The following is a 13246-nucleotide window of genomic DNA, read 5'->3' on the forward strand; positions in this document are numbered from 1 at the left end:
TGCAGCCAAGCCGTCTTTGGTATCAGGTGTGGCGTATGCGCGTGACTAAAAGAATGTCATCAACGAGGGCGCGGTCTTCCCCAAGCTTGCCGGCCGACCGCAAGCACAAAAGCATCAGTGGCAGCGTCGGCTTCAACAGCGGTGACTGGGCTTGAGGTCAACTGCCTGGGGCTATGGCGAGCAGTTCGCACGCCGAAAGGTCGCGCCATAATTTGAGGAGCTCAGGGCATTTTTGGCTGACCCGCGTTTTGTCAGCGTGGCATGGTCTCCCGGAACGAAGTCGAGGATCACAGGATTAGCCTTGCGGCGATTAGCGGCGAGCACCGGCGTCACATTCCAGCGGGTCGCAGATTAATTGCCACGGCAAGCGGTCTGCCTCGCAAACCGACGCGAATTCGAATTGCGGCCGCGGCCAGGTTCATCACCCGCCGCGGCGCGGACTTGCAGATGTTTAAAGCGGTGTGACGTCGAAACCGAACCACTTCTGCGATAGCGACTTTATCGTGCCATCGGCCTTGGCGGCGTCGATTGCTTCGTTGAACATCGCCTTCAGTTCAGGTTCGTTCTTGCGCAGGCCGACCGAGCTTCCCTTACCGAGGAAGCCGCCTTGGAAGCGGGGACCGGCAACGGTCATTTCCTCGTTCCCGGGCTTGGCGGAAGCGGTGGTCAGATACGCCATCGATGCCATCACCAGATCGACGCGGCCAGCGGCAAGGTCAAGGTCATGCTGTTCGGTGGTCTTGTATTCGCGCACCTCGACGACGCCCTTGAGATATTTGTCGACGAAGGTAGCGCCCGTCGATGCGGTCTGGACACCGATGATCTTGCCCTGCAAAAGCGGCTTCAGCTTTTCGAGCGCTTCAACGGCGCCTGCCTCGTTGGAAGCCAGCGAGAATACCTTGCCCTTGAGATCCATGCCGGCCAGCGGACTTGACTTCAACGTCGCAAATGCCTGTCCGGTCGAGCCGTACGACTGGCTGAAATCGATGACTTCCTCGCGCTTTGCCGTTGCCGACATGCCGGAGATGATCGCGTCGAACTTGCCGGCATTGAGAGCCGGGATCATGCCGTCGAAATCCTGCACGACGATCTTGCACTCAACTTTCATGTGGTTGCAAAGATACTTCGAGAGTTCAATTTCATAGCCGTCGAGCGTGCCGTCGGGATTGGTGAAATTGTACGGCTTGAACGCGCCTTCGGTCGCGATCGTAACGTGCGTCCATTTCTTTTCTTCGGCGTGGGCGCCGGAAGCAAGGACGAGAGCTGAAAGCGTCAGTGCCTTCAGAAAGACGGTCAGTTTTTTCATTCGAGGTATTCCCCTTGGTTTGTGACTGGTGGTTCAGCCTTGGATAAACTGTTTGAAACGATCGGACTTGGAGTTGCCGAACACCTGTTCTGGTGTCCCCTCTTCCTCGATCAGTCCTTTGTGGAGAAAAATGACGCGGCTCGAGACATCGCGCGCGAAACCCATCTCATGCGTGACGACGAGCATGGTGCGACCCTCTTCGGCGAGGCCGCGCATCACGCGCAGGACTTCGCCGACAAGTTCGGGATCGAGCGCCGACGTCGGTTCATCGAAGAGCATGATCTGCGGGCGCATGGCGAGCGAGCGGGCAATGGCGGCGCGTTGCTGCTGGCCTCCGGAGAGATGCGAGGGATAGTGATTGCGCTTGTCGGCGATCCCGACCTTGGCGAGCAATGCCTCGGCTTCTTCGATGCACTCCTTCCGCGGTCGCTTCTGCACGTGGATGGGCGCTTCGATCACGTTTTCGAGGATCGTCTTGTGCGACCAGAGATTGAAGCTCTGGAACACCATGCCGAGACGTGAGCGCACGCGCTCGACCTGGGCCTGATCGGCCGGACGGCTCTTGCCGTCACGCATGCGCTGCATGCGGATCGTTTCCGAGCCAACGGTTACTTCGCCCGAATCCGGAACCTCAAGCAGGTTGATGCAACGAAGCAGGGTGGACTTGCCGGAACCCGAGGAACCGAGAATCGAGACCACCTCGCCTTCATTGGCGGTAAGGGAGATTCCTTTCAGGACTTCGACGTCACCGAAACTCTTGTGCAGGTCATTGACACGAAGCGCCAAGGGCGTGGCCGGATGTGACTGAGCGTTCATTTGGCTTCTCCTGGAACCGGCGTCATCAGCCGGGGAGCGCGAAGGTGGGGACTGAGCAGGTGCTCGACGAATTGTACGAGGCGCGTCAGCATGAAGTTGATGGCGAGGTAGATCAGGCCGGCGACGATAAACACCTCGATGGCGCGATAGCTCTCGGAGATGATCTTCGCGGCAACGCCGGTGACTTCCATCAGCGTGATGATCGATGCAAGCGACGTCGCCTTGACCCTGGAAATCATTTCATTGCCATAGCCCGGCAGCGCCTGCCTGATTGCCAGCGGCATGACGATGCGCCGGAAGATCATGAGGCGTGGCATGCCGCAGGCGCGGGCAGCCTCGATCTGTCCATGCGGAACGGACAGGAGCCCGCCGCGAATGATCTCGCTGGCATAGGCGGCTGTGTTCAGCGTCAGCGCGATGACGGCGCACCAATAGGGCTCACGCAAGATTGGCCAGAGCACCGTATGCCGAACCGCCGGAAACTGGCTTAGGCCGTAGTAGATGAGGAAAATCTGAACGAGAAGCGGCGTGCCGCGGAAAACGAATACATAGGTTCTCGCAAACCAGTCCAATACGGCGACGCCCGAAAGCCGGAACAGCGCCAATGCAAGGGCGACGAACGCACCGAGGAAAATCGCCGTCGCCGCAAGCTGGAGCGTCAGGGGTATAGCCTTGACGAGGCTGACGAAGGTCTCGAGCATAAATGACCAATCCATCAGCCTCTCCTCACGCCGCGTGAGAAATGCCGTTCCGACCGCTGCAAGATCGCGCCCGAGAGTGTGGAGATCATCAAATAGATGCCGCCGGCAACGATGTAAAAATTGAACGGCATGCCCGTTGAGCCCGCACCGATTTGCGCCTGGCGCAGAAGTTCGACGACACCGGTGATCGAAACGAGCGCCGATTCCTTCAAGACCACCTGCCAGACATTGCCCATGCCGGGAAGTGCGTGGCGCAAGGTCAGCGGCGCGATGATGCGTCTGAAGCGCAGCGGCCGCGACATGCCGCAGGCGATGGCTGCTTCGATTTCGCCGCGGTGCACGGCTCTGAAAGCGCCACGATAGACTTCCGTCTGCTGGGCGCCTGAGGTGATCCCGACCGCAAGCGCACCAGCAAGGAAGCCGGGAAAGCCGATAAAGCCTTCGGAACCGAGGAACCGGCCGATCGCCGTCACGGCCGCGCTGCCCCCGAAATAGAAGAGATAGATCACGAGAAGGTCGGGAATACCGCGCAGCACCGTCGTATAACCATCGGCGAGCACCCGTATTGTCCTGCCACCGGAAATCTTGGCCCATGCGCCGAATGTGCCGATGACCGAGCCGATCATAAAGCCGCTTAAGGCGATGAGGATCGTCATCACGGCGCCGGTGAGGAGTGCAGCACCCCATCCTCCAGGTCCAAAGCTGATGACGTCAAGGAAGCTTGGCTGGTTCATAGCCTACGATCCGGCTTCAGGGGAAAGGTTGAAGAGCATTTCCTTGATCTGTTCCTTGAGCGTTCAGTTTCCGGGAAGTGCCGGCGAAAGATCGAGCTTGCTCGACTTTCGCTGCGACAACTCGCTGATACGGCCCGTCAGCTGCTGTCGATCCCGTGCCAAGGCCGTCTCAGACATCCGTGTTCTCCGGCAAGGGTGGCTGAACGTCATCGGGAATCGGATTGACGAAAGGCTTTCCCTCGAGGCGGTTGCGATGGTCGGCCTTGGCGGCATCAATGAGATCCCGGTTGGCGAGGAGGTCGATGGCCGTGCCCGCCATCACTTTCGCCGCGTGTTCCATGCCCTTGTGAGCCGCTGGCAGCTTGCCTTGCGCTACAAGCTGCCAAGAGTGCCCCGGCGTGCCAATGGCATAGGTCGCGCCGCGCATCTGGACTGTCGGAACGACCCAGCTTACCGTGCCGACATCCGTTGAGCCGACAATCGCGCCGTCGCCGCTTTCGGGCGGAAAGATGCTGTCGCACAAGGCTTGGCCCTTCTTCGGCGTGACGTCAAACCGCTTGTACGAGGATGCAATGTCTTCTTGCGAGAACGTCTCCTGAAATTTCCGTGCGATGGCATGGTCGTGCTCGTCGAAGGCAGGCGGGCCGAGACGCTCGAGGTGCGAATGCATTAGAGCTTCGAGCGGGGTGTTGCCGACCAGATTGGCGTCGCCGCTGATGATGCGGCTGCGAACCGTGGTCTCGGTCATCAATGCGGCGCCGGCGGCAACCTTCTTGACCCGCGCCACAAGGCCGTTGAGTTCCGGCAGATCGCGGGCCCGCACCAGATAGCGCACCGTTGCCCGGGCCTGGACGACATTCGGAGCGGAACCGCCCGTGTCTGTAACGGCGTAGTGGATGCGGGCGCTAGACGGCATATGTTCGCGCATGTAGTTAACACCAACATTCATCAATTCCACGGCATCGAGAGCGCTGCGGCCAAGATGCGGCGTTGCGGACGCATGTGAAGCACGACCGCTGAAGTGAAAATTGATCTCGTTGCAGGCAAGCGAGATCGGGTTGTTGACACCGGCAAACGCAGCAGGATGCCAGGAAATGGCAATGTCCACGTCGTCGAAGACGCCGGCGCGCACCATGAAGCCCTTGGACGAGCCACCCTCCTCGGCTGGGCAACCGTAGTAGCGGATACGGCCCTTTAGGCCGTTGCGTTCAAGGTAGTCCTTCACCGCAGCAGCCGCCAGCATCGAGCCGGAACCGAGCAGATTGTGGCCGCAGCCATGACCATTGCCGCCCGGCACGACAGGTTGCTCTTCCGCGAGGCCAGCGACCTGGCTCAATCCGGGCAGCGCGTCGAATTCACCGAGAATGGCAATGACTGGGCCGGCCTCGCCTGCTTCGCCCATGACGGCAGTCGGTAAGCCTGCAACGCCGCGCGTAACGCGAAAACCTTCGCGTTCGAGGAGGTCGGCATGCTCGTTCGACGAGCGAAACTCTTCGTAGTTGGTTTCGGGCATCTCCCAGACGCGATCGCTGAGTTCAAAAAACGCAGCGCGCTTGGCTTCGACGATTTCCCAGACTTCTGCCGAATTCTTCATGATTTCCCGATTGGTCGTTTTATGTTAGTAACCAAAATTGGCACCAATTTAGACGCAAATATTTTTTACGCAACCTCTGTGTAAAATTATTTGTCTGGCGTACATCTCGCGGGTGGGCCACTAACTCTAGGAGGCGCGCATTCGATGGAATTTGGAGAGACGAATGAGTGAAGCAAGAGCCAAGCGAAAATCACAACTCAAATCCGTCGATGTTACCGACTCTATCCTGCACGACATTCTCGCCGGTGTTTTGGCGCCGGGTGTCTGGCTGAAGCAGATCGACCTCGAGCAGCGCTATCAGAGCACCAGGCCGGAAGTACGGCGTGCACTCGATCGTCTGGTGCAGAAGCGGCTTGTCGAGCACGTCCCGAACCGCGGTTATCACGTATTCGAACCGGATGGTAAGCAGGCGAATGAAGTAAGCGACATTCGCGTCATCCTTGAAACGGCTGTGGCGGACAAGATCGTTGCCAATGCCTCGGAGTTGACGACGAAAAAACTTCGCGACCTCGCACACCGTTTTGACGATCTCATCATGAACGGAACGATGATCGAGCTCTACGAGGCCAATCTTACCTTTCACCGCGAACTGCTGGCGCTGTGCGGCAACAATGAACTGGTGAACCTTGTTACCGAGATCCGCCAAAGGACGTCGTCAGCGCCGGTCTCACAATGGAAAACACGCGCGCGGATCGAACAGTCGTCACGCGAGCATCACCAGATGATCGACGCCCTCGAAGCGAAGGACATTGAAGATCTGAAACGCGTTATTATTGTTCATATAAGGCAGGTTTGAACCGGCCGTGTGGCACGGCGGGACGCGCTACAGAAAATCGTCACGCCGCGGCGTGAACGTATCGATCAGCAATCCATCCTCGAGCGCAACGACGCCGTGGACGAGATAGGGGGCAACGATGAAACTGCTGCCGGCAGGCAGCGTCGTGGTCACGCCGTCGACGGTCACCTCGAAGGCACCCTCGGCCACATAACTCACCTGCGTATGCGGATGGGAATGGAGCGCGCCGATCGCGCCTTTGTCGAAGCTGAAGGCGACGAGCATCATTTCGGGACGATGCGAAAGAACGGCGCGACGATTGCCCGGCGAGGTTTCCGTCCAGACCAGGCCGTCAGGCAATGTGTAGTGATCGGACAATGATACCTCCATTTATCGCGCCAGCCATCCGCCATCGACGGGTAGGATCGCGCCATGCACATAGTCGGATGCGCGGGATGCGAGAAAGACGGCCGCTCCGGCCATATCATCCGCCCGAGCCCAGCGTTCGGCCGGAATGCGTTTCAGGATATCGGCATTGCGTGCGGCATCCGCCCGCAGCGCAGTCGTGTTGTTGGTCTCGACATAGCCGGGAGCAATTGCATTGACGTTGATGCCATGCGCCGCCCACTCATTGGCCATCAGCCGCGTCAGGCCTGCAAGGCCGCTCTTTGCTGCCGTGTAGGATGCAACACGAATGCCACCCTGGAACGACAGGAGCGAGGCAATGTTGATGATCTTGGCCGGTAACTTCTCAGCCATCGCCATCCTGGCAAAGGACTGGCAGAGAAAGAATGCCGACTTCAGGTTGGTGTCCATGACGGCATCCCAGTCTTCCTCGGTAAAATCGATCGTATCAGCCCGGCGGATTATCCCGGCATTATTGACCAGAATGTCCGGGCGCTTACGAACGGCGGCAGCCCGCCCGATGACGGCGCGCACCTCATCCATCTTGGAAAGGTCCGCCAGAAGCGGATGAAACGCCCGGCCACCGGCCGTGACGAGGGACGCCGTTTCTTGCATCGGCGAGCGGCCAACGCCGATAATGTCGGCGCCGGCACCAGCGAGACCGACGGCAATGGCTTGGCCGATGCCCGTGTTGGCCCCCGTGACGATGGCGCATCTGCCAGAAAGATCGAACGGATTCATCTCAGACTTTCCATCGGTATCTTGTCCATGTCGGTGAAGCTCATGTTATCGCCAGCCATCGCCCAGATGAAGGAGTATCGACCGGTACCGGCGCCGGAGTGGATGGACCACCCCGGCGACAGCACGGCATCATGGCTTTTCAGCACGAGATGTCGCGTTTCATGCGGTTCTCCCATGAAATGAAAGATGCGGGTCGACTCTTCCATGCCGAAATAGAGATAGACCTCCATGCGCCGGTCATGCACATGCGCGGGCATGGTGTTCCAGACGGAACCCGGCTCGAATGCCGTGAGGCCTACCAGGAGCTGGCAGCTTTCGCAGACATCCGGATGCACGTACTGGTTGATGGTGCGTGCGTTCGCTTCTTGGGCCGAGCCCGTGCGCACCTTTTTGGCCATTTCCGGCGTGATCAGCACGGTCGGGCAAGCACGATGTGCAGGTGCGCTCAGGAGATAGAATTCGGCGGGCTTGGCCGGGTCGTCGCTGCGAAACGACAGCATTCCCTGTCCCATTCCGACATAGAGCGCATCCTGAAAGCCGAGCGGATAGTCGACGACGCCGACAGTGACCGTGCCCTTGCCACCAATGTTGAGGATGGCGACTTCGCGCCGCTCGAGGAACTGGCTGGTGCCGGTTTCCTTTACCTGGTCGATCACAAGATCTTCTGCGAGCGGCACGATACCCCCGACAATCATCCGGTCGAGATGGCTGTAGGTAAGATTGACCTCACCTTTCAAAAAAAGCCCTTCAATCAGGAAGCCCTCGCGCAGGCCTTTCGTGTCGCGCCTGGCAGCGTCTTCTGGACCAACGACCTGGCGCACATTTACGGAAATTGTCACAGCATTTGCCTCTTGGCTTTTGGTGGAAGGGTCACGTGAGGACGACATATTCGGTGAGTTGGCTGATGCTGGTGTCTGCCTTGTTCACATCGAACACCTTGGTACCATGGCTCATGATTACAAAGCGATCGCAGACCTGGTAGGCATGGTAGAGATTGTGCGTCACCAGCACGCTCGACACGCCCTCAGCTTTCAGCTTCAGCACCTGCGCCAGCAGGGCCTCGGTTTCGCGCACCGACAATGCCGAGGTCGGTTCATCGAGAAGCAGCACCCGCCGTTTGAAGAAGACCGCGCGTGCGATGGCGACGGCCTGCTTTTGCCCACCCGAGAGGTCACCCACCAGCTTATCGGGAGAATCGATACCCGAGATGTGGACAGCTTTCTCGAGCACCTCCATGGCGATATCGCGCATCTCTGCCTGCTTCAGGAAGCCAAAGGCATTGGTGCGCTCGCGCCCCATGAAGATGTTGCGGGTGATAGAAAGCGAATCCACAAGCGCGGTATTCTGGTAGATCGTTTCGATGCCGGCATCGGCGGAATCGGACCGGCAGGTGAACAGCGTCTCGCGACCGTCGACGCTCAAGTGGCCGGAGGTCGGCTTGTGGATCCCCGAAATCAAGTTGACGGTAGTCGACTTGCCGGCGCCGTTGTCGCCCAGAAGCCCGACGACTTCGCTTGGGCCGATGTGGAAGCTCAGGTCCCGCAGCGCCGTCAGCGTGCCAAACGTCTTGGAGATATTGTGCAGTTCGAGAAGATGGGGCGCAAACATCATACGGCCCCCCGGCGTTCGATGAGATGGTTGAAGGCGGCAGCGATCACGATGAGCGTTGCGATAAACATGTCGAGGTAGAAGCCAGGGGCCCTGAGGAGCAGAAGCACATCGGTTATTGTGTGGATCAGCATGACCCCGAGGAAGATGCCGATAATCGAGCCGCGACCGCCGCGCAGCGACAGTCCGCCGATGACGCAAGCGGCAATTGCCTGAAGCTCGAGCCCGGCGCCCTGCCCCGGCTGGACGCTGCCGACGCGGGCCGTGGCGATGATGCCGGCAACCGCCGCCATGCCTCCGGCAATGGCAAAGGCAATCAACTTGACGCGGTCGGTGTTGATGCCGATTGCCGTTGCAGCCGCCGGATTGCCACCGGTGGCGAAGACATGATTGCCGAACTTGTGCCGGTGCAGCAGTAAATAGAAGCTGACAACGAACAGGATGATCCAGATGAACGCGGCATTGATGCCGAATAGCGTGCCTGCAAAGAGGCTCGAAAAGGCAGGTTCCGGATCGAAACGCACCTGGACGGCGCCGTTATAGAGCAGCACGGCGCCACGCCAGAAGAGCAGGCCGCCGAGCGTAACGATGAATGACGGCAGGCCAAAGCGCAACGTAATCGTGCCGTTGAGAAGTCCGATCATCACCCCCAGCAGTATGCCGAGCGGTGCTGCGATGAAAGCGCTCAGGCCACCATCGACGAGGCTCGCCATCAGGACCGCCGTCAAGGTATAGACGGAACCGATCGACAGGTCGAACTCACCAGCAATCATCAGGATGCCAGCGCCCAATGCCAGGCAACCCAGCACCGGAATAGCCTTCATCAGGATGGTCAGGTTCTGCGGCGACAGGTAGCGGAAGTCATCGGGAAAGGCGAGCGCGCCAGCGATACATGCGATCTGCAGGGCCGCGAAAACCAGGAGAATCGCGCCCGCCGGCATGGTCATGATGTGCTTCAGCAGCGATTGTTTTTTCGTGCGCGATTTGGGCACGGCAACGTCGGTCATGGCGTAGGTCACTGTCTTTACTCTGTTCAAAGGATCGAGGGGACCTTCCGGTTTTCGCCGGAAGGTCTTCAGGCGTGACGTTTATCGGTAGCTGCCGATCAGTGGCTTGACCGAGCTGATGCGCGTCTTATCGAGGAACGCGCCCTGGCCGGTATCGACATCAGTCGGGGTCAGACCATATTTTTTCGCCAAAGCAATCTGGGCAATCGGATAATAGCCCTGGAGATACGGCTGCTGGTCCATGGTCGCGAACATGGCGCCCGATTCGACGGCGTTGACGATTTCAACGGCGAGATCAAAGCCGCCGAAAGGGATCTTGACGCCGGCATCCTTGATGGCGCCTGCGCCGACCGTCGACGTCACGGACCCGGTGCCGAACAGCGCCTTGACATTGGGATTGGCGATCAGGAACTGCGCGATGATGTTCTGGGCTTCGGCCGGATCAAGCCCGGAGCGAACCGTCTCGACCTTAATGCCTTTTTCCTTCATTGCCTTTTCGATGCCGCCGCCACGCGCGACGGCGAAACTCGCTTCAGGAATCTCGCGCGGATTGAAGACCACGTCGCCATCCTTGAGGCCAAACTGCTCGATCATGCGATTGCCAAGTTCATAACCCGAGGCAAATTCATTCATGCCGACATAGGCTTGGCGGCAATTGCCCTTGGCCCCGTCGAGATCGTCATTGTTGAAACCGATGACGATGATGCCGGCCTTGACGGCGGCGCAGATGCTGGCATCGAAGGCATCCGAACTGGAAATTGCAACTGCAATGCCGTCGACGCCGCTAGCCGTGGCGCTCTCAATAAGGTCGTTCTGGCGGACCGGATCGTTATTGGCATATTGCACGTCGAGATCGACACCGAACTGTGCCGCGGCATCCTGTGCGCCTTTGACAACCGGGTTAAAGAACTGGACACTCGGATCAAGATAGATAATCATCGTAGCCTTGACATCGGCCGCTACGGCGGCGGACGTGAAGGCCATAGCTGCGCACGCCGCAAGCATTGCGGTTTTCAGTTTGGTCAATTTCATTTGCGTATCCTCCCTTTGGATGTGCAATCGGGGTCGAAAGACCCATGTCTCGGCTGGCGAGCTCCGACCAAAGATCGCGCCAGCCGAGATTTTCCTCCTCTGCCTCAGTTTCCGATGAGCAATCTCACCCGAACCAAGGATCCGGCCGGCCCAAGGTCACGTGAATGCCCTTGAACTGCGAATACTCGTCAAAACCGTAGCGGCCGAGCTCGCGCCCCAGCCCGCTCTTCTTGTAGCCACCGATCGGAAGCTCAGGCGCGCCATCGATGACGCTGTTGATCCAGCAGCGCCCGGCCCGGATGCGCCGGATGCTCTGCAGCGCGTTTTCGAGATTGGTGGACCAGACGCTGGCCGACAGGCCGAACTCCGATGCGTTTGCCAGAGCGACGGCCTCGTCAGCTGTCTTGAACGTCAGCGTCGACAGAACCGGCCCGAAGATTTCCTCGCGGGCAATCGACATATCGGCGGTGACCCCGGAAAACACGGTCGGCGCGTAATAGAGCCCCGCGCCCTCCCCGACCCGTGCGCCGCCGAGCAGCAATTCGGCACCGTCAGCCTGTCCTGCCTCGACATAGGAATGCACCTTGGCGGCATGCGCCTCCGAGATCATGGCGCCGATCTTCGTTCGCTCGTTCAAGGGATCGCCGAAAGTAACCTTGCGGGAAATATCGAGCAGGCGATCAAGAAGCGCATCGCGAATGCCTTCCTGCACCAGGAGCCGGCTTCCGGAAATGCAGCACTGGCCGGCATTGTGGTAGACGCCGTAGGCGATGCCGTCGGCCGCCGCCTCAAGGTCCGCATCGGCAAAGACGATCTGCGGCCCCTTGCCACCCAGTTCAAGGCCGACGCGCTTGACGCTACGGGCAGCGATCTCGCCGAGCTTCGTTCCAACACGAACCGAACCGGTGAAGGCGACCATGTCTGTGCCGGGATCCTCCGCCAAGACCTGGCCGGCAGGATCGCCGTAGCCGGTGACGACGTTGAAGACACCGTCGGGAATACCGGCCTCGCGGGCGAGTTCCGCCATGCGGATCGATGTGCCGGACGTAAATTCGGATGGTTTCAACACGACGGTGCAGCCGCCGCCAATGGCCCATGGCACGCGCTCGGAGGCGATGATGAAGGGAAAGTTCCACGGCGTGATGATGCCGACAACGCCGACAGGTTCCCTAAGGACCAGGCCAAGGCGGTTGTCGCCGATATTATTGTGGGTCTGGCCTTCCAGTGCCCGCGCCTGCCCGGCCGCATAGGACCAGAGATCAGCACAGAAGGTGATCTCGCCCCGGGCCTGGGCAATCGGCTTGCCAACCTCTAGGCTTTCGATCAGGGCGATCTCTTCCACATGGGCGAGAATGAGCTCCGCCGTCTTAAACATCAGGCGCGATCGTTCGGCGCCGGACATGCGCGGCCATGGCCCCGTGTCGAAGGCCCGGCGGGCGGCCGCAATTGCTGCGCGAACATCTTCGGCAGAGGCATCCGGCCACGTGCCGACCACAACGCCGGCGTGGCCCGGGCTCACCCGATCTATCGCCTTGCCCGAGGCCGCATCAACAGACTTGCCATCGACAAGCATCCGGTAGCGGGATTTACTCTGCAAACGCGGGTCACTAGAGTCGGGCGTTATGAAATTGGATTGTACCGTCATCAACCGACCGGATTTTAAAGCCCGGCTCCTCCTTTTAGGCTCGGCGTATCGACCACCGCGCTTGTGCTGTCCTTGAGTTGTATGGTACTGTATGGTGGCTACATGCAAATGTCAACGAGATGGCGGCGGCGAAAAGCATGAACTTTGAGACATTGAAAATCGAGCCCGTGAGGATCGAGACCGGGGAAACGACCGCCGCGCAGGTGGAACGTGACTTGCGCGAGGCGATCATCCGCCTCGATCTCGCGCCGGGTTCACGCCTGTCCGAGCAGGAGATCGCGTCTCGTCTCGGCGTCTCCCGCCAGCCGGTCCGCGAGGCGCTGATCGCCCTTGGAAAATCAAAGCTGGTCGAAATCCGCCCTAATCGGGGAACCATCGTGGTCCGCATTTCGGCGCGTCAGATGATGGAAGCCCGCTTCGTGCGCGAGGCGATCGAGGTCGCCGTCGCCAGGCGGGCCAGCGAGAGTTTCGATACCTGGACGCGGCGAAAGATTGACAGCATCCTCGAGCGCCAGCGAATCGCGATGACCGATCATGATCACAATGCGTTTCGCCGGGAGGATGAGCAGTTCCACATCGCCATTGCAGAGGGCGCCGGCTGTGGCCTCGCCTGGAACGCGATTTCAGACATCAAGGCGCATATGGATCGCGTCTGCAACCTGCAGCTTCGTAACCCAGCCTCTATGAACAACCTCATCGAGCAGCATGAGAAAATCGTTGCTGCGATCGACTCCCGAAACGCCGAAGCTGCAGCCAACGCCATGAGGGAGCATCTGAACGGCATTCTGAACGACCTGCCTCAGATCGAAGCCGACAATCGCGAACTCTTCGAATAGCGCCATAAACTGTGGCGCATCTCCGTAGGAAACGGAGCATGCGCCA

The 13246-nt window shown here is 59.5% G+C and carries 14 protein-coding genes; 2 read left to right on the plus strand and 12 right to left on the minus strand.

Annotated elements, in window-relative coordinates:
• Positions 1-451 precede the first annotated feature (451 nt).
• The 5 genes from GF108_RS18500 to GF108_RS18520 form a co-directional block, all read right to left on the minus strand.
• A complete protein-coding gene (locus tag GF108_RS18500; RefSeq protein ID WP_153669779.1) occupies positions 452-1306 on the minus strand; it encodes a transporter substrate-binding domain-containing protein in 855 nt (284 codons plus the stop codon).
• Between the two features lie 33 nt (positions 1307-1339).
• Positions 1340-2122, minus strand: a complete 783-nt coding sequence (locus GF108_RS18505; RefSeq protein WP_153669781.1) for an ABC transporter ATP-binding protein — start codon at positions 2120-2122, stop codon at positions 1340-1342.
• Positions 2119-2838 carry an ABC transporter permease gene (locus GF108_RS18510; RefSeq protein WP_153669783.1) on the minus strand — a complete coding sequence of 240 codons (720 nt, stop codon included), beginning with the start codon at positions 2836-2838 and terminating at the stop codon, positions 2119-2121. The genes GF108_RS18505 and GF108_RS18510 overlap by 4 nt, the downstream gene beginning before the upstream one ends.
• Positions 2838-3557, minus strand: a complete 720-nt coding sequence (locus GF108_RS18515; protein ID WP_153669785.1) for an ABC transporter permease — start codon at positions 3555-3557, stop codon at positions 2838-2840. The genes GF108_RS18510 and GF108_RS18515 overlap by 1 nt, the downstream gene beginning before the upstream one ends.
• Before the next feature lie 169 nt (positions 3558-3726).
• On the minus strand, positions 3727-5151 hold the full coding sequence (locus GF108_RS18520; RefSeq protein WP_153669787.1) for a M20 family metallopeptidase: 1425 nt from the start codon (positions 5149-5151) through the stop codon (positions 3727-3729).
• Between the two features lie 163 nt (positions 5152-5314).
• Between GF108_RS18520 and GF108_RS18525 the strand changes: the two genes are divergently transcribed.
• Positions 5315-5947, plus strand: coding sequence for a GntR family transcriptional regulator (locus GF108_RS18525; protein WP_027232126.1), 633 nt, complete (start codon positions 5315-5317; stop codon positions 5945-5947).
• 27 nt (positions 5948-5974) lie between these two features.
• On the opposite strand, the gene GF108_RS18530 is transcribed toward GF108_RS18525, so the two are convergent.
• From GF108_RS18530 to GF108_RS18560, 7 genes are all read right to left on the minus strand, one after another.
• Positions 5975-6316 carry a cupin domain-containing protein gene (locus tag GF108_RS18530; RefSeq protein ID WP_153669789.1) on the minus strand — a complete coding sequence of 114 codons (342 nt, stop codon included), beginning with the start codon at positions 6314-6316 and terminating at the stop codon, positions 5975-5977.
• The gene (kduD, locus tag GF108_RS18535) at positions 6317-7072 is read right to left on the minus strand and encodes a 2-dehydro-3-deoxy-D-gluconate 5-dehydrogenase KduD (protein WP_153669791.1); all 756 of its coding nucleotides are present in this window, start codon (positions 7070-7072) and stop codon (positions 6317-6319) included.
• On the minus strand, positions 7069-7911 hold the full coding sequence (gene kduI, locus GF108_RS18540; protein ID WP_370462226.1) for a 5-dehydro-4-deoxy-D-glucuronate isomerase: 843 nt from the start codon (positions 7909-7911) through the stop codon (positions 7069-7071). The genes kduD and kduI overlap by 4 nt, the downstream gene beginning before the upstream one ends.
• Positions 7912-7942: 31 nt before the next feature.
• Complete coding sequence (locus GF108_RS18545) at positions 7943-8680, minus strand: ATP-binding cassette domain-containing protein (protein ID WP_027232130.1); 738 nt, start codon at positions 8678-8680, stop codon at positions 7943-7945.
• Positions 8680-9687, minus strand: coding sequence for an ABC transporter permease (locus GF108_RS18550; protein ID WP_091923253.1), 1008 nt, complete (start codon positions 9685-9687; stop codon positions 8680-8682). The genes GF108_RS18545 and GF108_RS18550 overlap by 1 nt, the downstream gene beginning before the upstream one ends.
• 81 nt (positions 9688-9768) lie before the next feature.
• Complete coding sequence (locus GF108_RS18555) at positions 9769-10719, minus strand: substrate-binding domain-containing protein (protein ID WP_027232132.1); 951 nt, start codon at positions 10717-10719, stop codon at positions 9769-9771.
• 124 nt (positions 10720-10843) lie between these two features.
• Positions 10844-12364 carry an aldehyde dehydrogenase family protein gene (locus GF108_RS18560; protein WP_153669795.1) on the minus strand — a complete coding sequence of 507 codons (1521 nt, stop codon included), beginning with the start codon at positions 12362-12364 and terminating at the stop codon, positions 10844-10846.
• 119 nt (positions 12365-12483) lie between these two features.
• Between GF108_RS18560 and GF108_RS18565 the strand changes: the two genes are divergently transcribed.
• On the plus strand, positions 12484-13200 hold the full coding sequence (locus GF108_RS18565; protein WP_153669797.1) for a GntR family transcriptional regulator: 717 nt from the start codon (positions 12484-12486) through the stop codon (positions 13198-13200).
• The last annotated feature ends 46 nt before the right edge of the window (positions 13201-13246 follow it).

The sequence above is a fragment of the Phyllobacterium sp. SYP-B3895 genome, assembly GCF_009647635.1.
Classification (GTDB): domain Bacteria; phylum Pseudomonadota; class Alphaproteobacteria; order Rhizobiales; family Rhizobiaceae; genus Phyllobacterium; species Phyllobacterium pellucidum.